The sequence below is a fragment of the Enterobacter cloacae complex sp. IR5450 genome, from assembly GCF_049238665.1.
GTDB classification, from domain to species: domain Bacteria; phylum Pseudomonadota; class Gammaproteobacteria; order Enterobacterales; family Enterobacteriaceae; genus Enterobacter; species Enterobacter hormaechei_C.
Window position 1 is genome coordinate 82,680 of record NZ_JBMKIC010000007.1, and the last position, 23,129, is coordinate 105,808.

General features: G+C 54.7%; 24 protein-coding genes. 16 read left to right on the forward strand and 8 right to left on the reverse strand.

Features of this window, described 5'->3' with window-relative positions; genetic code table 11:
* Positions 1–93: 93 nt before the first annotated feature.
* On the reverse strand, positions 94–411 hold the full coding sequence (gene bolA / locus ACOTYB_RS08305) for a transcriptional regulator BolA (protein WP_003859051.1): 318 nt from the start codon (positions 409–411) through the stop codon (positions 94–96).
* 303 nt (positions 412–714) lie between these two features.
* On the opposite strand from bolA, the gene ACOTYB_RS08310 reads away from it, so the two are divergent.
* The 8 genes from ACOTYB_RS08310 to ACOTYB_RS08345 all read left to right on the forward strand — a co-directional run bounded on the left by ACOTYB_RS08310 (position 715) and on the right by ACOTYB_RS08345 (position 9,590).
* Complete coding sequence (locus ACOTYB_RS08310) at positions 715–1,293, forward strand: lipoprotein (protein WP_003859052.1); 579 nt, start codon at positions 715–717, stop codon at positions 1,291–1,293.
* A gap of 45 nt (positions 1,294–1,338) precedes the next feature.
* Positions 1,339–2,814 carry a muropeptide MFS transporter AmpG gene (gene ampG / locus ACOTYB_RS08315; RefSeq protein WP_022650474.1) on the forward strand — a complete coding sequence of 492 codons (1,476 nt, stop codon included), beginning with the start codon at positions 1,339–1,341 and terminating at the stop codon, positions 2,812–2,814.
* A gap of 479 nt (positions 2,815–3,293) precedes the next feature.
* Positions 3,294–4,241 carry a cytochrome o ubiquinol oxidase subunit II gene (gene cyoA / locus ACOTYB_RS08320; RefSeq protein WP_045343217.1) on the forward strand — a complete coding sequence of 316 codons (948 nt, stop codon included), beginning with the start codon at positions 3,294–3,296 and terminating at the stop codon, positions 4,239–4,241.
* Between the two features lie 16 nt (positions 4,242–4,257).
* Positions 4,258–6,249, forward strand: coding sequence for a cytochrome o ubiquinol oxidase subunit I (cyoB, locus tag ACOTYB_RS08325; RefSeq protein ID WP_022650473.1), 1,992 nt, complete (start codon positions 4,258–4,260; stop codon positions 6,247–6,249).
* Positions 6,239–6,853 (forward strand): cytochrome o ubiquinol oxidase subunit III, encoded by a 615-nt coding sequence (locus ACOTYB_RS08330; RefSeq protein WP_003859057.1) that lies wholly within the window; start codon positions 6,239–6,241, stop codon positions 6,851–6,853. Before cyoB ends, ACOTYB_RS08330 begins: the two co-directional genes overlap by 11 nt.
* The gene (locus ACOTYB_RS08335; RefSeq protein WP_006809888.1) at positions 6,853–7,179 is read left to right on the forward strand and encodes a cytochrome o ubiquinol oxidase subunit IV; all 327 of its coding nucleotides are present in this window, start codon (positions 6,853–6,855) and stop codon (positions 7,177–7,179) included. The genes ACOTYB_RS08330 and ACOTYB_RS08335 overlap by 1 nt, the downstream gene beginning before the upstream one ends.
* 11 nt (positions 7,180–7,190) lie before the next feature.
* Positions 7,191–8,078: a heme o synthase gene (gene cyoE / locus ACOTYB_RS08340; RefSeq protein WP_003859062.1), complete on the forward strand. Its 888-nt coding sequence runs from the start codon at positions 7,191–7,193 to the stop codon at positions 8,076–8,078.
* 150 nt (positions 8,079–8,228) lie between these two features.
* The gene (locus ACOTYB_RS08345; protein ID WP_022650465.1) at positions 8,229–9,590 is read left to right on the forward strand and encodes an MFS transporter; all 1,362 of its coding nucleotides are present in this window, start codon (positions 8,229–8,231) and stop codon (positions 9,588–9,590) included.
* A gap of 32 nt (positions 9,591–9,622) precedes the next feature.
* Here the strand turns inward: ACOTYB_RS08345 and ACOTYB_RS08350 are convergent, their stop codons facing one another.
* Positions 9,623–10,114, reverse strand: a complete 492-nt coding sequence (locus ACOTYB_RS08350; RefSeq protein ID WP_017383179.1) for a YajQ family cyclic di-GMP-binding protein — start codon at positions 10,112–10,114, stop codon at positions 9,623–9,625.
* Positions 10,115–10,239: 125 nt separating this feature from the next.
* On the opposite strand from ACOTYB_RS08350, the gene panE reads away from it, so the two are divergent.
* Together panE and yajL are read left to right on the forward strand one after the other, a co-directional pair.
* The gene (gene panE / locus ACOTYB_RS08355; RefSeq protein ID WP_045343219.1) at positions 10,240–11,151 is read left to right on the forward strand and encodes a 2-dehydropantoate 2-reductase; all 912 of its coding nucleotides are present in this window, start codon (positions 10,240–10,242) and stop codon (positions 11,149–11,151) included.
* A complete protein-coding gene (yajL, locus tag ACOTYB_RS08360; RefSeq protein WP_023315520.1) occupies positions 11,114–11,704 on the forward strand; it encodes a protein deglycase YajL in 591 nt (196 codons plus the stop codon). Before panE ends, yajL begins: the two co-directional genes overlap by 38 nt.
* Before the next feature lie 125 nt (positions 11,705–11,829).
* Here the strand turns inward: yajL and thiI are convergent, their stop codons facing one another.
* Positions 11,830–13,278: a tRNA uracil 4-sulfurtransferase ThiI gene (thiI, locus tag ACOTYB_RS08365; RefSeq protein WP_022650463.1), complete on the reverse strand. Its 1,449-nt coding sequence runs from the start codon at positions 13,276–13,278 to the stop codon at positions 11,830–11,832.
* Positions 13,279–13,456: 178 nt separating this feature from the next.
* Here thiI and xseB point away from each other — a divergent pair, with 178 nt between their 5' ends.
* The 4 genes from xseB to ACOTYB_RS08385 all read left to right on the forward strand — a co-directional run bounded on the left by xseB (position 13,457) and on the right by ACOTYB_RS08385 (position 17,523).
* Entirely contained in the window at positions 13,457–13,699 is a 243-nt protein-coding gene (gene xseB, locus ACOTYB_RS08370) for an exodeoxyribonuclease VII small subunit (RefSeq protein WP_003859094.1), read from the forward strand.
* On the forward strand, positions 13,700–14,599 hold the full coding sequence (ispA, locus tag ACOTYB_RS08375; protein ID WP_032608639.1) for a (2E,6E)-farnesyl diphosphate synthase: 900 nt from the start codon (positions 13,700–13,702) through the stop codon (positions 14,597–14,599).
* Positions 14,600–14,623: 24 nt separating this feature from the next.
* Positions 14,624–16,486: a 1-deoxy-D-xylulose-5-phosphate synthase gene (gene dxs / locus ACOTYB_RS08380; RefSeq protein ID WP_015571294.1), complete on the forward strand. Its 1,863-nt coding sequence runs from the start codon at positions 14,624–14,626 to the stop codon at positions 16,484–16,486.
* A 62-nt stretch (positions 16,487–16,548) separates the two neighbouring features.
* Positions 16,549–17,523, forward strand: a complete 975-nt coding sequence (locus ACOTYB_RS08385) for an aldo/keto reductase (RefSeq protein ID WP_045343220.1) — start codon at positions 16,549–16,551, stop codon at positions 17,521–17,523.
* A 69-nt stretch (positions 17,524–17,592) separates the two neighbouring features.
* On the opposite strand, the gene thiL is transcribed toward ACOTYB_RS08385, so the two are convergent.
* The 5 genes from thiL to nrdR form a co-directional block, all read right to left on the reverse strand.
* Complete coding sequence (gene thiL / locus ACOTYB_RS08390) at positions 17,593–18,564, reverse strand: thiamine-phosphate kinase (RefSeq protein WP_023315516.1); 972 nt, start codon at positions 18,562–18,564, stop codon at positions 17,593–17,595.
* 77 nt (positions 18,565–18,641) lie between these two features.
* Positions 18,642–19,061 carry a transcription antitermination factor NusB gene (gene nusB, locus ACOTYB_RS08395; protein ID WP_006809908.1) on the reverse strand — a complete coding sequence of 140 codons (420 nt, stop codon included), beginning with the start codon at positions 19,059–19,061 and terminating at the stop codon, positions 18,642–18,644.
* Between the two features lie 21 nt (positions 19,062–19,082).
* On the reverse strand, positions 19,083–19,553 hold the full coding sequence (ribE, locus tag ACOTYB_RS08400) for a 6,7-dimethyl-8-ribityllumazine synthase (protein ID WP_003859098.1): 471 nt from the start codon (positions 19,551–19,553) through the stop codon (positions 19,083–19,085).
* Between the two features lie 87 nt (positions 19,554–19,640).
* Positions 19,641–20,744: a bifunctional diaminohydroxyphosphoribosylaminopyrimidine deaminase/5-amino-6-(5-phosphoribosylamino)uracil reductase RibD gene (ribD, locus tag ACOTYB_RS08405; RefSeq protein ID WP_022650459.1), complete on the reverse strand. Its 1,104-nt coding sequence runs from the start codon at positions 20,742–20,744 to the stop codon at positions 19,641–19,643.
* A gap of 4 nt (positions 20,745–20,748) precedes the next feature.
* Positions 20,749–21,198 (reverse strand): transcriptional regulator NrdR, encoded by a 450-nt coding sequence (gene nrdR, locus ACOTYB_RS08410; protein WP_003859099.1) that lies wholly within the window; start codon positions 21,196–21,198, stop codon positions 20,749–20,751.
* A 152-nt stretch (positions 21,199–21,350) separates the two neighbouring features.
* On the opposite strand from nrdR, the gene ACOTYB_RS08415 reads away from it, so the two are divergent.
* Together ACOTYB_RS08415 and ACOTYB_RS08420 are read left to right on the forward strand one after the other, a co-directional pair.
* Entirely contained in the window at positions 21,351–21,890 is a 540-nt protein-coding gene (locus ACOTYB_RS08415; RefSeq protein ID WP_003859100.1) for a DUF3251 domain-containing protein, read from the forward strand.
* A gap of 268 nt (positions 21,891–22,158) precedes the next feature.
* Positions 22,159–23,043 (forward strand): nucleoside-specific channel-forming protein Tsx, encoded by an 885-nt coding sequence (locus tag ACOTYB_RS08420; RefSeq protein ID WP_032610182.1) that lies wholly within the window; start codon positions 22,159–22,161, stop codon positions 23,041–23,043.
* The last annotated feature ends 86 nt before the right edge of the window (positions 23,044–23,129 follow it).

The following is a 23,129-nucleotide window of genomic DNA, read 5'->3' on the forward strand; positions in this document are numbered from 1 at the left end:
AAACTCAGACAAAACAAAACGGCCCGAAGGCCGTCTTGACGAAATCTGTAAGCAACATACTGGAAAAACTCCGGCGGTTGCAAATCCGATTTATCAGGCGATGGTGCCTGCACCCCGACAAGGCGGTGATGCAAATACCGTATCCTGTAGCCCTTCCCATTCCTTAATGGTGTAGGTATGCAGCGCCAGCGCATGTACGGTTGTGGAGAGTTCTTCCGTCAAGGTGCTGTAGATCAAGCGGTGTCGGTTCAGGAAACGTTCTCCCGTGAAGCGATCGCTGACCAGAACCACTTTAAAGTGGCTTTCAGAACCTGCCGGCACGTTATGACGATAGCTTTCGTCGACAACTTCGAGAAACACAGGGTTGAACGCTGCCCTTAATTTTTCTTCTATCTGTTCACGTATCATCATGAAATCACTCCTCCGACAACGCTAAGATGTCACCCATCCCTTTAAATATTAGCCGCTTTTACCGGTTCCATTACACCTTGACAACAAATATTTAGCTTTCGTCTGATTTTCTCACCCAAACGAATGAAGTTCACTATGTGGTTCATACGTTTTGTCACTTACAGGCAGAGAAAAGCGCAAAGGTGGTCAGTTTTCGGACAAGGCGATGAATTTACATGCGTTGACCACTTCCCCTGGCCGTTAGCGATGTTATGATGGCGGCAATTTTTCTCTCTTTGCTTACGATTCGTTGAGAACCCGAAAATGTTAAAAAAACTCTTCTTTCCGTTGGTAGCACTCTTTATGCTCGCCGGCTGCGCGACTCCGCCGACGACCATTGACGTTTCACCAAAAATTACCCTGCCTCAGCAGGATCCAAGCCTGATGGGCGTTACGGTCAGCATTAATGGCGCCGATCAGCGTCAGGACCAGGCGCTGGCGAAAGTGACTCGCGACAACCAACAGGTCACGCTGACCGCCTCCCGCGACCTGCGCTTCCTGTTGCAGGAAGTGCTGGAGAAACAGATGACCTCCCGCGGCTACATGATTGGCCCAAGCGGCGCGGTTGATCTGCAAATCATCGTGAACAACCTGTACGCTGACGTCTCCCAGGGTAACGTTCGCTACAACATTGCGACTAAAGCCGATATCGCCATCATCGCTACCGCGAAGAACGGCAACAAAATGAACAAAAACTACCGTGCGAGCTATTCCGTTGAAGGCGCATTCCAGGCCTCCAACAAAAATATCGCTGACGCGGTTAACAGCGTGCTGACTGACACCATTGCCGACATGGCACAGGACACCAGCATTCACGACTTCATCAAGCAGAACGCCCGTTAATCCTGCTGACTGACCCGGTGCTTCACCGGGTCAGTTCATAAGAACATGTCCAGTCACTACTTACGCATTTTCCAGCAACCGAAATCAGCTATTCTGCTGATCCTTGGTTTCGCCTCCGGTTTGCCCCTTGCGCTCACCTCCGGCACGTTACAGGCGTGGATGACGGTTGAGAACATCGATCTTAAAACCATTGGTTTCTTCTCGCTCGTCGGCCAGGCTTACGTCTTTAAGTTCCTGTGGTCGCCGGTGATGGATCGCTATACCCCACCGTTCCTCGGGCGCCGTCGCGGTTGGTTAGCGATGACGCAGGTGCTGCTGTTGCTGGCCATTGCCGCAATGGGTTTCCTTGAGCCGTCAACACAGCTGCGCTGGATGGCCGCGCTTGCGGTGGTCATCGCCTTCTGCTCCGCTTCGCAGGACATTGTTTTTGACGCCTGGAAGACGGACGTCCTGCCAGCGGAAGAGCGTGGTGCCGGTGCGGCAATCAGCGTGCTTGGCTACCGCCTGGGTATGCTGGTTTCCGGCGGGCTGGCCCTCTGGCTTGCCGACCGCTATCTCGGCTGGCAGGGAATGTACTGGCTGATGGCCGCTCTGCTGATCCCCTGCATTTTTGCCACGCTATTCGCGCCTGAACCGAGCGATGTGATTCCGGTTCCCCGCTCGCTGGAGCAGGCCGTTGCCGCACCGCTCCGCGACTTCTTTGGTCGCAATAATGCCTGGCTGATCCTGCTGCTGATTGTCCTTTATAAGCTCGGCGACGCTTTCGCCATGAGTCTGACCACCACCTTCCTGATCCGCGGCGTCGGGTTTGATGCGGGGGAGGTCGGCGTGGTGAACAAAACCCTGGGGCTGTTTGCCACGATCGTCGGCGCGCTGTACGGCGGCGTATTGATGCAGCGTCTGTCGCTGTTCCGTGCTCTGCTGATCTTCGGCATCCTTCAGGGCGCTTCGAATGCCGGTTACTGGCTGCTGTCGATCACCGACAAGCATATGATCAGCATGGCGACGGCGGTATTCTTTGAAAATCTGTGCGGAGGTATGGGCACTGCGGCATTTGTCGCCCTGCTGATGACGCTGTGCAATAAGTCATTTTCCGCCACCCAGTTTGCCCTGCTCTCTGCCCTCTCAGCCGTCGGGCGCGTGTACGTAGGTCCCGTCGCGGGCTGGTTTGTTGAAGCCCACGGCTGGCCGACATTTTATCTCTTCTCGGTGGTGGCGGCTGTGCCGGGGATTTTATTGTTGCTGGTCTGTCGCCAGACGCTGGAATATACCCAGCGGACGGAACACTTCATGCCGCGCACGGAATATCAGGCTGCTTACCGGTTTGCCCTGCGTCTGCTGATGGGAGGTTGTCTTGCGCTCGTAGTGTGGCTCGCGGTTCTCATTATCAATGCGACGACCACCTTGTCGCTTCCTTTTGAAACCCAGCTGCTTGATGCAGGCGTGTTTCTCGCCATCGTGGGTATCCTGACCGGTGGGATGCTGGATTTCATGTCACTGCGGAAAACGCAGATGACATGAAGTAAAAAGCGAAAGGTTATTTCCCGTTGTAATAACGACACGAAATTATAACGGCGAAATAACCGCCATCGGCAAAAAAAAATATTTGTTGTTTTGTGCGGGATAGCATTCGGAAGTTATTGGAGCTTATTTCGCTACGCTATTTTCCGTTAAACGATTCAGCATTCGAAAGATTGAATTTTCGTTTTTTAGTTGTCTTTTTATTGATAATTAATTGTTAATTATTTGTGTATTTTCCGCAATGGTTATACCAATTGTCCCTTTTGCGGTATGCTGGGGCACCCTTTCGTTATAACGCCCACTCCGTGCGGCTTCCCCCGGAAAACGCGACATAATTTGCAACACTTGTGACATGTGCGGCAGAACCCGGTAACACCTTCCTGACACAGGGCTAATGATGTTTACAGTAATGTAACCTTCCCGTAAAATGCCCCCACACTTTAAACGCCACCAGACTCCCGTGGAATTGAGGTCGTTAAATGAGACTCAGGAAATACAATAAAAGTTTGGGATGGTTGTCATTATTCGCAGGCACTGTATTACTCAGTGGCTGCGATTCTGCACTACTAGACCCCAAAGGACAGATTGGACTGGAACAACGTTCATTGATACTGACGGCTTTTGGCCTGATGTTGATTGTGGTTATTCCTGCCATCTTGATGGCTGTTGGTTTCGCCTGGAAGTATCGTGCGAGCAATAAAGATGCGAAGTATAGCCCTAACTGGTCACACTCCAATAAAGTGGAAGCTGTGGTCTGGACGGTACCTATTCTGATCATCCTGTTCCTTGCTGTACTGACCTGGAAAACCACTCACGCACTTGAGCCGAGCAAACCGCTGGTTCACGATGAAAAACCGATTACCATTGAAGTGGTCTCCATGGACTGGAAATGGTTCTTCATCTATCCAGAACAGGGCATTGCTACCGTGAATGAAATCGCCTTCCCGGCGAACACTCCGGTTCAGTTCAAAGTGACCTCCAACTCCGTAATGAACTCCTTCTTCATCCCACGTCTGGGCAGCCAGATTTACGCGATGGCCGGTATGCAGACTAACCTGCACCTGATCGCGAATGAAGCAGGCACCTACGACGGTATCTCCTCCAGCTATAGTGGCCCGGGCTTCTCGGGTATGAAGTTCAAAGCTATCGCTACGCCAGACCGCGCGACTTTCGACCAGTGGGTTGCAAAAGCGAAGCAGTCTACCAACACCATGTCTGACATGGCGGCGTTCGAAAAAGTGGCTGCACCTAGCGAATACAACAAGGTGGAGTACTTCTCTAACGTGAAACCGAATCTGTTCAAAGATGTTATTGGCAAATTTATGGATCACGGCATGAGCATGGACATGACCCAGCCTGAAGGCGAGCACAACACGCACCAGGGTATGGAAGGCATGGACATGAGCCACGCGGAAACCGCTCACTAAGGGGCCGAGGAAGAAAATGTTCGGAAAATTGACACTGGATGCAGTGCCCTACCATGAACCGATTATTATGGTTACGGTGGCTGCAATTATCATTGGTGGCGCGGCCTTAGTTGGCCTGATCACTTACTTCGGTAAGTGGAGCTACCTGTGGAATGAGTGGCTGACTTCGGTTGACCACAAAAAACTCGGTATCATGTACTGCATCGTCGGTATCGTCATGTTAATTCGTGGCTTTGCGGATGCAATCATGATGCGTAGCCAGCAGGCGCTTGCGTCTGCGGGCGAAGCCGGCTTCCTGCCACCGCACCACTACGATCAGATCTTTACCGCCCACGGCGTTATCATGATCTTCTTCGTGGCGATGCCGCTGGTAATCGGTCTGATGAACGTGGTCGTTCCGCTGCAAATCGGCGCGCGCGACGTTGCGTTCCCGTTCCTGAACAACCTGAGCTTCTGGTTTACGGTTGTCGGCGTTATCCTGGTTAACCTGTCACTGGGTGTGGGCGAATTTGCTCAGACCGGCTGGCTGGCCTACCCGCCGCTGTCGGGAATTGAGTACAGTCCGGGCGTGGGCGTTGACTACTGGATTTGGGCGCTTCAGCTCTCCGGTGTCGGTACCACTCTGACCGGTATTAACTTCTTCGTGACCATCCTGAAGATGCGTGCACCAGGTATGACGATGTTCAAGATGCCAGTATTTACCTGGGCATCTCTGTGCGCCAACGTCCTGATTATCGCGTCGTTCCCAATTCTGACTGTCACCATCGCGCTGCTGACCCTGGATCGCTATCTGGGTACCCATTTCTTCACGAATGATATGGGTGGCAACATGATGATGTATATCAACCTGATTTGGGCCTGGGGTCACCCGGAAGTGTACATCCTGGTTCTGCCGGTGTTCGGTGTGTTCTCCGAAATCGCGGCAACCTTCTCGCGTAAACGTCTGTTTGGTTACACCTCTCTGGTGTGGGCAACCGTATGTATTACCGTTCTGTCGTTCATCGTCTGGCTGCACCACTTCTTCACTATGGGTGCGGGCGCCAACGTAAACGCCTTCTTCGGTATTACCACCATGATTATCGCGATCCCGACCGGGGTTAAGATCTTCAACTGGCTGTTCACCATGTACCAGGGCCGTATCGTGTTCCACTCAGCCATGCTGTGGACCATCGGCTTCATCGTGACCTTCTCCGTAGGTGGGATGACCGGGGTACTGCTGGCGGTACCTGGTGCTGACTTCGTTCTGCACAACAGTCTGTTCCTGATTGCGCACTTCCATAACGTTATCATCGGTGGTGTTGTCTTCGGCTGCTTCGCTGGTGTGACCTACTGGTGGCCAAAAGCCTTCGGTTTCACCCTGAACGAAAAATGGGGTAAACGCGCGTTCTGGTTCTGGATCATCGGCTTCTTCGTGGCGTTTATGCCGCTGTACGTGCTGGGCTTCATGGGTATGACCCGTCGTCTGAGCCAGCAGATCGATCCGCAGTTCCACCCAATGCTGATGATTGCAGCGGGCGGCGCAGCGCTGATTGCCTGCGGTATTCTGTGCCAGCTGATTCAGTACTACGTGTCTATCCGTGACCGTAACCTGAACCGCGACCTGACCGGTGACCCGTGGGGTGGCCGTACGCTGGAGTGGTCTACCTCTTCTCCACCTCCGTTCTATAACTTTGCCGTAGTGCCGCACATTCATGAGCGTGACGCATTCTGGGAAATGAAAGAAAAAGGTGAAGCGTACAAGCAACCTGAACATTACGAAGAGATCCATATGCCGAAAAACAGCGGTGCGGGCATCGTCATTGCCGCCTTCGCAACGGTATTTGGTTTCGCAATGATCTGGCACATCTGGTGGATGGCGATTGTTGGCTTCGCTGGCATCGTAATCAGCTGGATTGTGAAGAGCTTTGACGAGGACGTGGACTACTACGTACCAGTCCGTGAAGTTGAAAAGCTGGAAAACCAGCATTTTGACGAGATTTCTAAAGCGGGGCTGAAAAATGGCAACTGATACTCTGGCGCACTCGACTGCCCACGCGCATGAACATGCGCACCATGATACAGGACCGACGAAAGTCTTCGGTTTCTGGATCTACCTGATGAGCGACTGCATCCTGTTCTGCTGTCTGTTCGCAACCTATGCCGTTCTGGTGAACGGCACAGCGGGCGGCCCGACCGGTAAGGACATCTTTGAGCTGCCGTTCGTACTGGTTGAAACCGCACTGCTGTTATTCAGCTCCATCACCTACGGCATGGCGGCTATCGCCATGTACAAAAACAACAAGAGCCAGGTTGTCTCCTGGCTGGCGTTGACCTGGCTGTTTGGTGCTGGCTTTATCGGGATGGAAATCTATGAATTCCATCACCTGATCATGGAAGGTTTCGGCCCGGATCGTAGCGGCTTCCTGTCAGCGTTCTTCGCGCTGGTCGGCACCCACGGTCTGCACGTGACCTCGGGTCTGATCTGGATGGCGGTACTGATGTTCCAGATCTCCCGTCGCGGCCTGACCAGTACTAACCGTACCCGTATTATGTGCCTGAGCCTGTTCTGGCACTTCCTGGACGTGGTATGGATCTGTGTGTTCTCTGTTGTCTATCTGATGGGGGCGATGTAATGAGTCATTCTAACGATCATGGCGCTTCCCACGGCAGCGTAAAAACCTACATGACAGGTTTCATCCTGTCGATCATTCTGACGGTGATCCCGTTCTGGATGGTGATGAACGGTTCTGCATCTAAGCCGGTTATCCTGGGCGCAATCCTGGTGACCGCGGTGATTCAGATTCTGGTGCATCTGGTTTGCTTCCTGCACATGAACACCAAGTCCGATGAAGGCTGGAACATGACGGCCTTTATCTTTACCGTGATTATCATCGCTATCCTGGTAGTCGGTTCCATCTGGATTATGTGGAACCTTAACTACAACATGATGGTTCACTAAGAGCGGCGAGTATGTTTAAGCAATACCTGCAAGTCACGAAACCAGGCATCATCTTTGGCAACCTGATCTCCGTAATCGGAGGGTTCCTGCTGGCCTCTAAAGGCAGCATTGATTACACCCTCTTTATTTACACGCTGGTCGGTGTGTCACTGGTGGTTGCGTCCGGTTGTGTATTTAACAACTACATCGACATGGATATCGACAAGAAGATGGAAAGGACCAAAAATCGGGTGCTGGTTAAAGGCCTGATTGCCCCTTCCGTCTCGCTGGTGTACGCCACCTTGCTGGGTATTGCTGGCTTTATGCTGCTGTGGTTTGGTGCTAACCCGCTGGCCTGCTGGCTGGGGGTGATGGGGTTCGTGGTGTATGTAGGCGTCTACAGCCTGTATATGAAACGTCACTCCGTCTACGGCACGCTGATTGGTTCTCTCTCCGGCGCTGCGCCGCCGGTGATTGGCTATTGCGCCGTCACGAACGAGTTCGACAGCGGTGCGCTGATCCTGCTGGCTATCTTTAGCCTGTGGCAGATGCCGCACTCCTACGCCATCGCGATTTTCCGCTTTAAGGATTATCAGGCGGCGAACATTCCGGTTCTGCCGGTCGTGAAAGGCATTTCGGTTGCCAAGAACCACATCACGCTCTACATCATCGCTTTTGCCGTGGCAACGCTGATGCTCTCTCTGGGCGGTTACGCCGGATATAAATATCTGGTGGTAGCAGCTGCGGTGAGCGTCTGGTGGCTCGGCATGGCCCTGCGCGGTTACAAAGTGGAAGATGACAAGGTCTGGGCACGCAAGCTGTTTGTGTTCTCGATTGTCGCCATCACCTCCCTGTCCGTGATGATGTCCGTAGACTTCATGGTGCCTGATTCACAAAACCTGCTGACTTACGTCTGGTAAGCTATAGCAAGGACATAAAGGGGTGCTTCGGCACCCCTTTTTTATTCATGAAATCTATTAGTAACGTATGTAATATTTGTTAAATAACCGATTATTTACCCCGCCCCTTCCCCGCACTACACTATGGCCTGCTTTTGAACTGAGGTGGTAATGAACGATTATAAAATGACGCCAGGCGAACTGCGTGCGACCTGGGGTTTAGGGACTGTTTTCTCGCTGCGGATGCTTGGCATGTTTATGGTCCTGCCCGTTCTGACCACATATGGCATGGCGTTACAGGGTGCCAGCGAAGCGCTGATCGGTCTGGCGATCGGTATCTACGGCCTGGCGCAGGCAATATTCCAGATCCCCTTTGGCTTGCTCTCCGACCGAGTGGGTCGCAAACCGCTGATTGTCGGCGGGCTGCTGGTGTTTGTGCTCGGCAGCATCATCGCCGCCCTCTCCCACTCCATCTGGGGAATTATTCTTGGGCGCGCCCTGCAAGGTTCCGGGGCGATTGCCGCCGCCGTGATGGCGCTGCTGTCAGACTTAACCCGCGAGCAAAACCGCACCAAAGCCATGGCGTTTATCGGCGTCAGCTTTGGCGTCACGTTTGCCATTGCCATGGTGCTGGGGCCCGTTATCACCCATTCACTCGGCCTGCACGCCCTGTTCTGGATGATTGCGGTGCTGGCGACCATCGGGATCGCACTCACGCTGTGGGTTGTACCTGACAGTAAAAACCACGTCCTCAACCGTGAATCTGGGATGGTCAAAGGCTGCTTCAGCAAAGTCATCGCCGAGCCGCGCCTGCTTAAGCTGAACTTCGGCATTATGTGCCTGCACATTCTGCTGATGTCCACCTTTGTCGCCCTGCCCGGTCAACTGGCCTCAGCAGGTTTTCCGGCGGCAGAGCACTGGAAAATTTATCTGGTCACAATGCTGATCTCGTTTGTCTCCGTTGTGCCCTTCATTATTTACGCCGAAGTGAAGCGCAAAATGAAACGCGTCTTCGTGGGCTGCGTAGCGTTACTGCTGATTGCCGAGATTGTGCTGTGGGGCGCCGGCCCGCATTTCTGGGAGCTGATCGCTGGCGTACAACTGTTCTTCCTGGCCTTTAATCTGATGGAAGCCCTGCTGCCGTCGCTTATCAGCAAAGAGTCTCCGGCAGGATACAAAGGCACCGCGATGGGCATTTACTCCACCAGCCAGTTTCTCGGCGTGGCGATCGGCGGGTCACTCGGCGGCTGGGTGGATGGTCTGTTTGACTCCCAGACCGTTTTCCTCGCCGGTGCGCTGCTGGCGATGCTCTGGCTGTTTGTGGCCAGCACCATGAAAGAGCCGCGTTACGTGAGTAGCCTGCGGGTAGAAATTCCCGATGACGTGGCAATCGGTGACGCGTTACAACAGCGTCTGGAAGCGACAGAGGGCGTGAGCGAAGTGCTGATTGTCCCGGAAGAGCGCAGTGCGTATGTCAAAATTGACAGCAAAGTGACTAACCGCTTTGAGGTAGAGCAGGCGCTGAAGGCCTGAAAAAATGCCCGGTTTAGCCGGGCATGATTGTCTTAATCGCGGAAGTTTTTAAACTGGAATGGCTGACCGAGATCGCCGCCACGCACCAGCGCCATCACGGATTGCAGGTCATCACGGGATTTTCCGGTCACGCGGATCTCTTCCCCCTGGATCTGCGCCTGCACTTTGAGCTTACTGTCTTTGATAAGCTTCACGATTTTCTTCTGCACGGCGCTTTCAATCCCCTGCTTCAGCTTCGCTTCCACAAACCAGGTTTTGCCGCTGTGAACAAAATCTTCCGGCACATCGAGTGAGGTCCCTTCAATGCCGCGCTTGAGCAGCTTGGCGCGCAGGATATCCAGCAACTGGTTGACCTGGAAATCAGACTCGCTCAGGACTTTGATCGTCTTGTTCGCGTCGTTCAGTTCAATGGTCGCCTCAACGCCACGAAAATCGAAACGTGACTCAACCTCACGGACAGCATTTTCTACGCCGTTACGCGCTTCCTGCAAATCAACTTCAGAAACAATATCGAAAGATGGCATCTTTTCTTCTCCCTTCATTTTTGTTGCGTTGCATAATACCCGCAACGAGGCATAACGAGAAGCTTAGCTGATGGCGCTATACTTAGCGTCATAGCACCTGGCGCCGTTGCAGGTGAGGAGGAACGATGAAAGTAACAGTGCTTGGATGCGGAGCCCTTGGCCAACTCTGGCTTACAGCGCTATGCAAACAGGGACACGACGTTCAGGGCTGGCTGCGAATTCCCCAGCCCTATTGCAGTGTGAACGTGATGGGTACAGACGGTTCAATTTTTAATGAGTCTTTGACGGCAAACGATCCGGAATTTCTTGCCACCAGCGATTTGCTGCTGGTCACGCTGAAGGCCTGGCAGGTCTCCGATGCGGTGAAAAGCCTGGCCGCCCAGTTACCTGAAAGCACGCCAATCCTGCTGATTCACAACGGTATGGGTACCATTGAAGAGCTAAAATCTGTCCGGCAACCGCTGCTGATGGGGACAACCACCCACGCGGCGCGTCGCGACGGTAACGTCATTATCCATGTTGCCAGTGGCATCACTCATATCGGTCCCGCGCGTGAACAGCCCGGCGATTACAGCTATCTTGCGGATACCCTGCAAAGCACGCTGCCTGACGTCGCCTGGCACAATAACATTCGCGCGGAACTGTGGCGCAAACTGGCGGTGAACTGCGCGATTAATCCGCTGACCGCCCTGCTGGATTGCCCTAACGGTGAACTGCGCCAGCATCCTGATCGGGTAGCGCTGATTTGCCGGGAAGTTGCCGCCGTCATTGAACGCGAAGGCTACCACACCTCAGAGTCCGATTTACGTTATTATGTCGACCAGGTCATTGAGAGTACGGCAGAAAATATCTCCTCAATGTTGCAGGATATCCGGGCTATGCGGCATACCGAAATTGATTACATTACCGGTTATCTGTTAAAACGCGCCCGGGCACACGGCATTACCGTTGCGGAAAACAGCCGTCTGTTTGAGTTAGTAAAACGAAAGGAGAGTGAGTATGAGCGCATCGGCACTAGTATGCCTCGCCCCTGGTAGCGAAGAGACAGAAGCGGTCACCACCATTGATTTGCTGGTACGTGGTGGTATTAAGGTTACTACCGCCAGCGTCGCCAGCGACGGAAGCCTGGCGATTACCTGCTCGCGTGGGGTGAAGATTCTGGCGGATGCACCGCTTGTACAGGTGGCGGACGGTGATTACGACATTATCGTTCTGCCGGGTGGTCTGAAGGGGGCTGAGTGTTTCCGCGACAGCCCGCTGCTGGTTGAAACCGTTCGTCAGTTTCATCTTTCCGGGCGTATCATCGCGGCAATCTGTGCAGCCGCAGGTACGGTGCTGGTTCCGCACGACATTTTCCCCATCGGCAATATGACCGGCTTCCCTGGTCTGAAGGATACAATTCCGGAAGACCAGTGGGTGGATAAACGCGTGGTCTGGGATCCGCGCGTTAACCTGCTCACCAGCCAGGGGCCGGGCACCGCCATTGATTTTGGCCTGAAGATTATTGACCTGCTGGTTGGGCGCGAAAAAGCGTACGAAGTCGCGTCATCACTGGTGATGGCGGCGGGGATTTATAACTACTACGAATAAAAAAGCCGGGTGGCGCCAGGTAAAAGCAAAACGGCAACCCGAGGTTGCCGTTTTTAATGTTTGCGGCCTCTCCCTGCGGGAGAAGGACGGGGTGAGGGCATCAGGCCGCACTCCTCGACAATAAACTACGGGCGATACACCTTCACGTTCGCGAAGCCCTGCTCACGCAGATACAGCGCCTGCAAACGGCTCATGACCCCACGCTCACACCACAGCAGATACGTTTTGCTCTGGTCGAGATCGCCAAACTGGGTGCTCAGCTTGTAGAACGGCAGCGAAACCACCTCCACGCCTTCCACCTGCAACGGCTTGTCATCCTGCTCATCAACAGAACGGATATCCAGAATCGTATCGTTAGCACCAAAGCCGCTGACCGTCTCCACCTCAACCACTTCCTGCTCGGTCTGCTGGGCGATCTCACGGATATCGATGTTGGACGCTTCCGCCACCACTTTTTCCAGGATGCTGAAATCGAAGTTCTCTTCTTCCGCTTCGATCTTCGCCTTCACCGCTTTAATGGTTGGACTTTTTGAGATCACACCGCAATATTCCGGCATGGTACGGGCAAAATCTTCAGTACCGATTTTACGCGCCAGATCGATGATGTGCTCTTTATCGTGAGAGATCAGCGGGCGCAGGATCAGCGTATCAGACACGTTGTCGATAAGACGCAGGTTGGTCAGCGTCTGGCTGGAGACCTGCCCCAGCGCTTCACCGGTGACCAGCGCCTGCACGCCGTAGCGCTCAGCCACTTTGGACGCCGCGCGCACCATCATACGTTTCAGGACCACGCCCATCTGGCCGTCGTCCACTTTTTCGAGGATTTCGCCGACCACCGGCTCAAAGTTGATCGCCACAAAACGCACGCGGTGAGAGCTGCCGAAGCGGTTCCACAGGTAATGCGCCACCTGACGTACGCCGATTTCATGCGCCGCCCCGCCCAGGTTGAAGAAGCAGTAGTGCACGCGGCAGCCGCGACGCATCAGCATGTAGCTGGAGACGCCGGAGTCGAAGCCGCCCGAGATCAGCGACAGCACATCTTCCTGCGTGCCGATCGGGAAACCACCAATACCTTCATAACGACCCTTAACCAGCAGCAGACGATCGTTCTCGATCTCAAGATTAACGGTAACGTCCGGATTAGTCAGGCGCACGCGCGCCGTTTCAACGTGCTGGTTCAGACCGCCGCCAACGTAGCGCTCGACTTCAATCGAGCTGAACTCGTGTTTACCACGACGCTTCACGCGCACGCAGAACGTTTTCCCTTCGATCTGGTCGCGGTACTGTACCAGCGCCTTTTCGAAGATATCGTGCATATCGCTGAACGGAACGTCTTCCACTTCCAGAATATGGTGAATACCCGGGATACGGGTCAGCGCGTCGCGAATATCAAGACGTTTGCTTTCGTCTTTCGCGCGGACTTCAACGTGGTCCCAGTGACGCACCACAGCGAGCGTTTCGTCGTAGTGTTTTAATACGTTACGAATGTTCCCGGTGAGAATTTTAATAAAGCGCAAACGCACAGATTGGCTTTTGATGGTGATTTCGGGGAACAATTTAATGATAAACTTCATGGCGGCAATGTTTCTTAGGCAAGCTTATAAAGGCTTGTAGTGGAAAATGATACAGCAGCCCACACCCGTGGCTGCATCCAGGCGCGCAAGTATACCACCATCGCGCCACTCGCGTTATTTGATAATTGCCCCGAGTCCGTTACCATGTTGGGGCGAAGAATATAAGAGTTAATTCACTATGCCGAAGAAGAACGACGCACCGGCCAGTTTTGAAACTGCGCTGAGTGAGCTTGAGCAGATTGTTACCCGCCTCGAGAGCGGCGATTTACCGCTGGAAGATGCCCTCAACGAATTTGAACGCGGTGTGCAGCTTGCGCGCCAGGGGCAGGTAAAGCTTCAGCAGGCCGAGCAGCGTGTGCAGATCCTGCTTTCCGACAGCGAAGACGCTAAAACCACGCCATTCACACCGGACGCCGAGTAAATGGATTTCTCCAACGCGCTTCAGGCGCGCGTCATCCGCGCCAACGACGCGCTGCGCCGTTTCATTGAGCCGCAGCCTTTTCAGAACACTCCACTGGTTGAAGCCATGCACTATGGCGCACTCTTGGGGGGTAAACGCCTGCGTCCGTTCCTGGTATATGCCACGGGCAACATGTTCGGTATCAGCGATAACACGCTGGACGCCCCGGCAGCCGCCGTGGAGTGTATCCACGCCTATTCGCTGATCCACGATGATTTGCCAGCCATGGACGATGACGATCTGCGTCGCGGTCAGCCAACCTGCCATATCAAATTTGGCGAAGCGAATGCCATTCTGGCGGGTGATGCGCTGCAAACTCTGGCCTTCTCCATTCTGAGCGATGCGCCGATGGTTGAAGTGAGCGATCGCGATCGTCTGGCAATGGTGTCCGAACTGGCAATGGCCAGCGGCGTCGCCGGGATGTGCGGCGGCCAGGCGCTGGATTTAGAGGCTGAAGGTCGTCAGGTTACTCTGGAACAGCTGGAGCGCATCCACCGTCACAAAACGGGCGCACTGATTCGTGCAGCCGTTCGCCTGGGCGCGCTGAGCGCGGGTGAACGCGGGCGTAAAGCCCTGCCGATTCTGGACAGATACGCAGAAAGTATCGGTCTGGCATTCCAGGTTCAGGATGACATTCTGGATGTGGTGGGCGATACTGCAACATTGGGAAAACGTCAGGGTGCGGATCAGCAGCTTGGCAAAAGTACCTATCCCGCCCTGTTGGGCCTTGAGCATGCCCAACGTAAAGCCCGGGATCTAATAGACGATGCCCGCCAGTCGCTGAATGAGCTGGCCGCGCAATCGCTGGATACCTCGGCACTGGAAGCGCTAGCGGACTACATAATCCAGCGTGATAAATAAACTATAAATCTCGATGAGCCTTTGATGAGTTTTGATATTGCCAAATACCCGACACTGGCGTTAGTTGACTCCACTCAGGAGTTACGTCTGTTGCCGAAAGAGAGTCTGCCGAAGCTGTGTGACGAGCTGCGTCGCTACCTGCTCGACAGCGTTAGCCGCTCCAGCGGCCACTTCGCCTCCGGACTTGGCACGGTTGAGCTGACCGTGGCGTTGCATTACGTCTATAACACGCCGTTCGATCAGCTGATCTGGGATGTCGGCCACCAGGCCTATCCGCACAAAATTCTGACCGGACGTCGCGATAAAATTGGCACCATTCGCCAGAAAGGGGGCCTGCACCCGTTCCCGTGGCGCGGCGAGAGTGAATATGACGTGTTAAGCGTCGGCCACTCTTCCACCTCCATTTCTGCGGGCATTGGTATTGCCGTTGCCGCCGAAAAAGAGAATAAACAACGTCGCACTGTCTGCGTGATTGGCGACGGGGCGATCACCGCCGGGATGGCCTTTGAGGCCATGAACCACGCGGGCGATATCAAACCGGACATGCTGGTGATCCTCAACGATAACGAAATGTCGATCTCCGAGAACGTCGGCGCGCTGAATAACCATCTGGCGCAGCTGCTGTCCGGCAAGCTTTACTCCTCACTGCGTGAAGGCGGTAAAAAAGTCTTCTCCGGCGTACCGCCGATCAAAGAGCTGCTTAAGCGTACCGAAGAACACATCAAAGGCATGGTCGTACCGGGTACGCTGTTCGAAGAGCTGGGCTTTAATTATATCGGCCCGGTGGACGGCCACGATGTGCTGGGCCTGGTGACGACGCTTAAAAACATGCGCGACCTGAAAGGCCCTCAGTTCCTGCATATCATGACCAAAAAAGGGCGTGGTTACGAACCGGCGGAGAAAGATCCGATCACCTTCCACGCGGTGCCTAAGTTCGACCATACCAGCGGCTGCCTGCCGAAAAGCAGCGGCGGGATGCCAAGCTACTCAAAAATATTTGGCGACTGGCTGTGCGAAACGGCGGCGAAAGACAACATGCTGATGGCGGTGACGCCTGCCATGCGTGAAGGCTCCGGCATGGTGGAGTTTTCCAAAAAATACCCGGACCAGTATTTCGACGTCGCCATTGCCGAGCAACACGCGGTAACCTTTGCTGCGGGCCTGGCGATTGGCGGCTACAAGCCGGTGGTAGCGATCTACTCTACCTTCCTGCAACGCGCCTACGATCAGGTTATCCATGACGTTGCCATTCAGAAGCTGCCGGTGCTGTTTGCTATCGATCGCGCGGGCATTGTGGGGGCTGACGGCCAGACGCACCAGGGCGCGTTTGATCTCTCCTTCCTGCGCTGTATCCCGGACATGGTGATCATGACGCCAAGCGACGAAAACGAGTGTCGTCAGATGCTGTATACCGGTTACCACTATCAGGACGGTCCCTGCGCGGTACGCTATCCACGCGGTAATGCCCTTGGCGTTGAATTACAGCCGCTGGAAAAACTGGACATCGGTAAAGGTCTGGTGAAACGTCGCGGTGAAAAAGTGGCGATCCTGAACTTTGGTACGCTGATGCCGGAAGCGGCAAAAGTCGCTGAAAACCTGAATGCGACGCTGGTCGATATGCGCTTCGTGAAGCCGCTCGATGAATCTCTGATTCTGAGCATGGCGGAAAGCCATGACGTGCTGGTCACGCTGGAAGAGAACGCCATCATGGGTGGCGCGGGTAGCGGCGTGAACGAAGTGCTGATGGCGAACCGTAAGGCCGTTCCGGTGCTTAATCTCGGCCTGCCGGACCACTTCATCCCGCAAGGCACCCAGGATGAGGCGCGCGCCGACATTGGTCTGGATGCCGCCGGTATCGAAGCCAAAATCCGCACCTGGCTGGCCTGATCCCTCCCCTTTTCTGCTCCTGCTATGCTTAAACGTATTGTTTAAACAGCAGGAGCGGAACCATGCAATACACGACATTAGGAAAAACGGACCTTAAGGTGTCCCGGCTTTGCCTGGGATGCATGACGTTTGGCGAGCCTGACCGGGGAAATCATGCCTGGACGCTGCCGGAAGAGAGCAGCCGCCCCATCATCAAGCGCGCCATTGACGGCGGCATCAACTTCTTCGATACCGCCAACAGCTACTCCGACGGCAGCAGCGAAGATATTGTTGGCCGCGCCCTGCGAGATTTTGCCCGTCGTGATGACGTTGTGGTTGCCACTAAGGTGTACTACCCGTCAGGCGACCTGGCGGAAGGCCTTTCTCGCGCGCAGATCCTGCGTTCTATTGATGACAGCCTCAGACGCCTGAACATGGATTACGTCGACCTGCTGCAAATCCACCGCTGGGATTACAACACCCCGATCGAAGAGACGCTTGAAGCGTTGAACGACGTCGTGAAAGCCGGTAAAGCGCGCTACATCGGCGCATCGTCCATGCATGCCTCACAGTTTGCCCAGGCGCTCGATCTCCAGGCGCAGCACGGCTGGGCGCGCTTTGTCACCATGCAGGATCACTACAACCTGATTTACCGGGAAGAAGAGCGCGAGATGCTGCCGCTCTGCTACCAGGAAGGCGTGGCGGTGATCCCGTGGAGCCCGCTGGCGCGCGGAAGGTTAACCCGTCCGTGGGGCGAAACCACCGCCCGGCTGGTATCGGACGAAGTGGGTAAAAACCTGTATGACGATACAGAAGCCAGCGATGCGTTAATTGCCGAACGCTTAGCCGGGATCGCCGACGATATCGGTGCAACGCGCGCGCAGGTGGCACTGGCGTGGCTGCTGAGCAAGCGCGGTGTCGCCGCGCCGATCGTGGGCACATCGCGGGAAGAACAGCTGGATGAGTTGTTGAGTGCGGTGGACTTATCGTTGACGCCGGAGCAGATTGCCGAGCTGGAGACGCCGTATCAGCAACATCCGGTGGTAGGGTTTAAATAAACAATTCAGGGAACAAAATCCGTAGGCCGGGTAAGCGCAGCGCCACCCGGCAATACAGAGCGCACAAAATTACGCGAAGTGATCGTACCCTTTCCAGTCAAGCGTAACCGGGGCGCCGTCGCGGACAAACAGCAGCCCTTCACTTTCCGGCATCACCTGCCCGATGCAGGTAAATTTCGCCCCCAGATGCGCTAACGCCACATCCAGCGTCCCGCGATTCAGCTCGGGCACCGTGAAGCACAGCTCATAATCTTCTCCACCGGATAACGCCCATCGCAGCGCCTGCTCAGGCTCGGCATGGCGACGCAACGGCTCTGACAGAGGGAACAGATCCAGATCGATCCGCGCGCCCACGCCGCTGGCTTTCAGGATATGGCCGAGATCGGAGATCAGCCCGTCAGACAAATCGATAGCCGAACTGGCCCGCTCGCGCAGCGCCTGACCGTGCAAAATACGCGGCGTGGGCCGCAGATGGCGCTTCACCAGGTACGCCGCATCGTCAGCATCTTCAACCGTTAAACGGTTCTGAAGGATTGCCAGCCCTGCCGCGCTATCCCCCGGCGTACCGGTCACGTAGATCCAGTCGCCCGGTTTTGCACCCGAACGTTTCAGCGCGCGCCCGGCAGGCACATAGCCGTGGATTGCCAGGGTCATCGACAGCGGACCGGCAGTGGTATCACCGCCAATCAGCTGCATATCGTAATAATTCAGCTGCTCAAACAGGGCATCGCTGAAGGCTTCAAGCCAGGCTTCATCCACCTCTGGCAAGGTCAGAGCCAGCGTCAGCCAGGCCGGGTCGGCGCCCATTGCCGCCAGATCGCTGACGTTCACCGCCAGCGCTTTATACGCCAGATCGGCAGGATCGATGTCGGGCAGGAAATGTCGCCCACACACTAAGGTGTCGGTGCTGATTGCCAGCGTCTGTTTTTCGGGAATATTGAGAAGTGCGCAGTCATCGCCAATGCCGGTTTCAACATCAAGACGAGAGGTTCTGACACGGTCGAAATAACGGGCAATCAGGGAGAATTCGCCGCATGCCATACGTTATGCCTCAGCAAATAAAAGAAAAAACCGGAGCCGCACTGCCCGTCAGGCAATGCAGAACTCCGGTTTGCGGATCACTTTTTGTGGGGACGGATCGCAGGTGCGGCTTTATCCAGCACGCCGTTAACAAACTTGTGGCTGTCTTCAGCGCCGAAGGTTTTCGCCAGTTCGATCGCTTCGTTGATGGCCACTTTGTACGGCACATCATCACGTTTAGACAGCTCAAACAGCGCGATACGCAACACTGCTTTTTCGACCTGGCCCAGCTCTTCGAGCAGACGGGACAGGTATGGCTTCATCAGACCATCGAGATACGCGCTATTAGTCGCCACTCCCGACAGCAGTTCACGGAAGTACAGAACGTCAACGTCTTTCACGTCCTGTTCTGACAGGAACTGGTATTCAACATCAGCGATGTCGTTCTGGGACAACTGCCAGGAGTAAAGTGCCTGGACGGCACATTCACGGGCGCGGCGACGAGCAGCAGGTTTCACGGAATTCCCCTTACAAAAAAATCAGGCCTTGATGGCTTTCAATACATTGATCATTTCAAGCGCGGTCAGTGCAGCTTCTGCACCTTTGTTACCGGCTTTGGTGCCAGCACGTTCGATGGCTTGTTCAATACTTTCGGTGGTCAGCACGCCGAACGCGACAGGAATTTCAGCATCCTGCGCAACGTGCGCCAGACCATTGCTTGCACCGCCCGCAACGTATTCGAAGTGCGCAGTGCCGCCACGAATAACAGTACCCAGCGCAATCACCGCGTCGTATTTACCGGTTTTCGCCAGCGCGCCCGCTGCCAGTGGCAGTTCGTAAGCACCTGGTACCCAAACGACGGTAATGTTGTCATCTTTAACCTGGCCGATACGTTTCAGGGCGTCAACCGCACCTTCCAGCAGGCTATCATTGATGAAGTTGTTGAAACGCGCAATGGTGATGGCGACGCGAGCGTCCGGGGTAGCTACAGCAGCTTCAATAATGTTCATACTCTTCCTTTACGGGTTCATTTGGCCCCGCAGGGGGGCGGATTTTATCATAATACTTTGCGTACTGCTTCCCTATTTCAGGAGCAATTACGCTGTCGTTAAATGGAGGCAGACATCCGGGCCTACCGGACGAATCTCACTGAATGAGAGTTGCGGCGCATCGGCCAGTTTTTCAAGGCCGGGCAGCACAAACAGGCCGCGCGCGTCGTTACCTAACAGTTTAGGCGCAACGTAGACGAGAAGCTCATCCACCAGCCCCGCCTGAAGCAGTGCGCCGGCGAGCGTCGGACCGGCTTCAACCCAGATACTGTTGACCTGCTGTTTGCCGAGCAACATCATCAGCACCACCAGATCCAGATGCCCGTTATGTTCCGGCACCGTAATGCTGCGCACGCCTTGCGGCCATTCGCGCGTATCTTCTTTGGTACGTGCAATCCAGGTTTCACCCGGCTGCTGCACGATGCGGTGCTCCGGCGTCACGCGGTTCTGGCTATCAATAATAATGCGCAGCGGCTGACGCAGGTTCTCCTGCGGATAGAGCGCCTGCGTATCTGCATTCAGCTCTTCCCAGCGTACGGTCATGGCCGGATCGTCAGCCAGTACCGTTTCACTGCTGGTGAGAATAGCATGGCTTTGCGCGCGCAGACGTTGCACATCGCGCCTTGCCTGTGGCGAGGTGATCCACTGGCTCTCGCCGTTCGCCATCGCCGTGCGGCCATCCAGTGACGCGCCAAGCTTAAGCTGGATAAACGGGAAGCCGGTGCGCATACGCTTCAGGAAGCCTTTATTCAGGGCTTCCGCATCCTGCATCATCAGGCCGTGGCTGACGTCGATTCCTTCCTGTTGCAGACGATACAGTCCGCGGCCCGCTACCTGCGGGTTAGGATCCTGCATGGCGGCGACAACGCGCGAGACGCCCGCCGCAATCAGCGCTTCACAGCACGGCGGCGTACGCCCATGGTGGCTGCATGGCTCCAGCGTCACATAGGCCGTCGCGCCACGCGCTTTCTCCCCCGCCATGCGCAAGGCATGCACTTCAGCATGCGGCTCGCCTGCGCGATAGTGAAAACCTTCCCCCACGATCTCACCATCTTTAACAATGACGCACCCGACATTGGGGTTAGGGTGAGTGGTAAACCGACCGCGCTGCGCCAGCTTCATGGCTCGCGCCATGTACATCTCGTCGTGCATGGTCTTAATCCTGTAAGCGGGCGATCTCTTCGCCAAACTCTTTGATGTCTTCGAAGCTGCGGTAAACGGAGGCAAAGCGGATATAGGCGACTTTATCGAGCTTTTTCAGCTGTTCCATCACCAGATTGCCGATCATTTTGCTCGGCACTTCGCGCTCACCTAACCCCCGCAGATAAGATTTAATGTGGTTTAACGCCATTTCGACGTCATCGGAGCTGACGGGCCGTTTTTCCAGCGCCTTGAGCATCCCGCTACGCAGTTTTTCTTCATTGAACGGTTCGCGCACATCGTTACTTTTTACCACGCGCGGCATTACCAGCTCTGCCACCTCGAAGGTGGTAAAACGCTCGTTGCACACCAGACACTGCCGACGACGACGCACGGAAGACCCTTCGCCTACAAGACGTGAGTCGATGACTTTGGTATCCACAGCGGAGCAAAATGGGCAATGCATACGATGTCCCTGTTATCTGGTTAACTGATTTCTATTTTACCCTGAACTGGCCCGACAACAAAGGAAGAGCTTTTTGAGACAAAGGATCTATGCCTGACGGCACTATCCTGTCTACCATTGCAGCAATCTGTGATTTCAAGGAATTAAACGCAATGACAAGACGTTACCTGAAAATAGTGCTGGTGGGGAGCCTGTTCACGCTTAGCGCCTGCGCACAGCAAAGCGAAGTCCGCGAGATGAAACAAAGCGTGAATACGCTTAACGTGGCGATGGACAAACTTAATAAAGAAACCGTGAAGATCACCCAGCAGAACGCGCTGAATGCCAAATCCAGCAATGGCGTTTATTTATTGCCAGGTGCAAACACGCCCGCGCGTCTGAACAGCCAGATTGGCACGCTAAAGATGTCTCTGGTGAATGTTGCAGCGAATGCCGATGGTACTCGCGCAACATTACGCATTCAGGGTGAGTCCAACGATCCGCTGCCCGCGTTCAGCGGCACCGTAGAGTGGGGCCAGATTCAGGGCACCACGGAGAGCTATCAGGAAGTGAACGTGAAGAATCAGCTCTTCACCGCCCCCGCCAGCACGCTGGCGCCGAGCGATGTTGACATCCCGCTCCAGCTGAGCGGACTGACGCCAGAACAGCTGGGCTTTATCCGTATTCACGACATTCAACCCGCCGCGCAATAACCCGCCCTTTTAGCGGAGTGAAATGTCACTCCGCTAACATTTACATTTCGTATGGATTGGCAACATAAATGATTGCCGCTACAATCGCGCCCGTCTAAAGTACGCAAACGTGAACGCAATCGATTACGTATGTGAGAGATATGTGAAACAACACATATTTTTGTGAGCAAGGATTCCTATAATAGGCTCCGCAGAAACACGAAATATTTAGAAACGCAATTCGCGCATTTTTCACTCCCGGAAGGGAATTTCAATCAGTGGCATGATTATGAAAAAAACATTACTCGCAGCCGGTGCAGTTCTGGCTCTGTCCTCCTCTTTCACTGTTAACGCAGCGGAAAACGACAAACCACAATACCTCTCCGACTGGTGGCACCAGAGCGTTAACGTGGTAGGCAGCTACCATACCCGTTTCGGACCGCAGATCCGTAACGATACTTACCTCGAGTACGAAGCATTCGCAAAAAAAGACTGGTTTGATTTCTATGGCTACATGGACGCACCGGTATTCTTCGGCGGTAACACCGACGCGAAAGGTATCTGGAACCACGGTTCCCCACTGTTCATGGAGATCGAACCACGCTTCTCCATTGATAAACTGACTGGTACCAGTCTGGCGTTTGGTCCGTTCAAAGAGTGGTATTTCGCAAACAACTACATCTACGACATGGGCCGCAACAAGTCCGGTCGCCAGAGCACCTGGTATATGGGTCTGGGTACAGACATTGAGACTGGCCTGCCGATGAGCCTGTCCATGAACGTCTACGCAAAATACCAGTGGCAGAACTACGGCGCTGCGAACGAGAACGAGTGGGATGGCTACCGTTTCAAAGTGAAATACTTTGTGCCAATTACCCAACTGTGGGGCGGCAACCTGAGCTATATCGGCTTCACCAACTTTGACTGGGGTTCAGACCTGGGCGATAACGATTTCCGCGACCTGAACGGCAGAAAAGCGCGCACTAACGACTCCATCGCGTCCAGCCACATCCTGGCGCTGAACTACGATCACTGGCACTACTCTGTTGTTGCGCGTTACTGGCACAACGGTGGTCAGTGGAACGACGACGCCAGCCTGAACTTCGGCAACGGCGACTTCAGCGTTCGTTCTACCGGTTGGGGCGGTTACCTGGTCGTGGGTTACAACTTCTAATCAGTGCGGGATTGTGCGGGCTGGTGCCCTCACCCCTTCCCTCTCCCACGGGAGAGGGCGCAAACACAAAAAACGGCAACATCGTT

Excerpts from the sequence above, each read along its gene's own strand:
- bolA (WP_003859051.1), bottom strand. The coding sequence starts at position 411 with ATGATGATACGTGAACAGATAGAAGAAAAATTAAGGGCAGCGTTCAAC.
- ACOTYB_RS08310 (WP_003859052.1), top strand. The coding sequence starts at position 715 with ATGTTAAAAAAACTCTTCTTTCCGTTGGTAGCACTCTTTATGCTCGCC.
- ampG (WP_022650474.1), top strand. The coding sequence starts at position 1,339 with ATGTCCAGTCACTACTTACGCATTTTCCAGCAACCGAAATCAGCTATT.
- cyoA (WP_045343217.1), top strand. The coding sequence starts at position 3,294 with ATGAGACTCAGGAAATACAATAAAAGTTTGGGATGGTTGTCATTATTC.
- cyoB (WP_022650473.1), top strand. The coding sequence starts at position 4,258 with ATGTTCGGAAAATTGACACTGGATGCAGTGCCCTACCATGAACCGATT.
- ACOTYB_RS08330 (WP_003859057.1), top strand. The coding sequence starts at position 6,239 with ATGGCAACTGATACTCTGGCGCACTCGACTGCCCACGCGCATGAACAT.
- ACOTYB_RS08335 (WP_006809888.1), top strand. The coding sequence starts at position 6,853 with ATGAGTCATTCTAACGATCATGGCGCTTCCCACGGCAGCGTAAAAACC.
- cyoE (WP_003859062.1), top strand. The coding sequence starts at position 7,191 with ATGTTTAAGCAATACCTGCAAGTCACGAAACCAGGCATCATCTTTGGC.
- ACOTYB_RS08345 (WP_022650465.1), top strand. The coding sequence starts at position 8,229 with ATGAACGATTATAAAATGACGCCAGGCGAACTGCGTGCGACCTGGGGT.
- ACOTYB_RS08350 (WP_017383179.1), bottom strand. The coding sequence starts at position 10,114 with ATGCCATCTTTCGATATTGTTTCTGAAGTTGATTTGCAGGAAGCGCGT.
- panE (WP_045343219.1), top strand. The coding sequence starts at position 10,240 with ATGAAAGTAACAGTGCTTGGATGCGGAGCCCTTGGCCAACTCTGGCTT.
- yajL (WP_023315520.1), top strand. The coding sequence starts at position 11,114 with ATGAGCGCATCGGCACTAGTATGCCTCGCCCCTGGTAGCGAAGAGACA.
- thiI (WP_022650463.1), bottom strand. The coding sequence starts at position 13,278 with ATGAAGTTTATCATTAAATTGTTCCCCGAAATCACCATCAAAAGCCAA.
- xseB (WP_003859094.1), top strand. The coding sequence starts at position 13,457 with ATGCCGAAGAAGAACGACGCACCGGCCAGTTTTGAAACTGCGCTGAGT.
- ispA (WP_032608639.1), top strand. The coding sequence starts at position 13,700 with ATGGATTTCTCCAACGCGCTTCAGGCGCGCGTCATCCGCGCCAACGAC.
- dxs (WP_015571294.1), top strand. The coding sequence starts at position 14,624 with ATGAGTTTTGATATTGCCAAATACCCGACACTGGCGTTAGTTGACTCC.
- ACOTYB_RS08385 (WP_045343220.1), top strand. The coding sequence starts at position 16,549 with ATGCAATACACGACATTAGGAAAAACGGACCTTAAGGTGTCCCGGCTT.
- thiL (WP_023315516.1), bottom strand. The coding sequence starts at position 18,564 with ATGGCATGCGGCGAATTCTCCCTGATTGCCCGTTATTTCGACCGTGTC.
- ribE (WP_003859098.1), bottom strand. The coding sequence starts at position 19,553 with ATGAACATTATTGAAGCTGCTGTAGCTACCCCGGACGCTCGCGTCGCC.
- ribD (WP_022650459.1), bottom strand. The coding sequence starts at position 20,744 with ATGCACGACGAGATGTACATGGCGCGAGCCATGAAGCTGGCGCAGCGC.
- nrdR (WP_003859099.1), bottom strand. The coding sequence starts at position 21,198 with ATGCATTGCCCATTTTGCTCCGCTGTGGATACCAAAGTCATCGACTCA.
- ACOTYB_RS08415 (WP_003859100.1), top strand. The coding sequence starts at position 21,351 with ATGACAAGACGTTACCTGAAAATAGTGCTGGTGGGGAGCCTGTTCACG.
- ACOTYB_RS08420 (WP_032610182.1), top strand. The coding sequence starts at position 22,159 with ATGAAAAAAACATTACTCGCAGCCGGTGCAGTTCTGGCTCTGTCCTCC.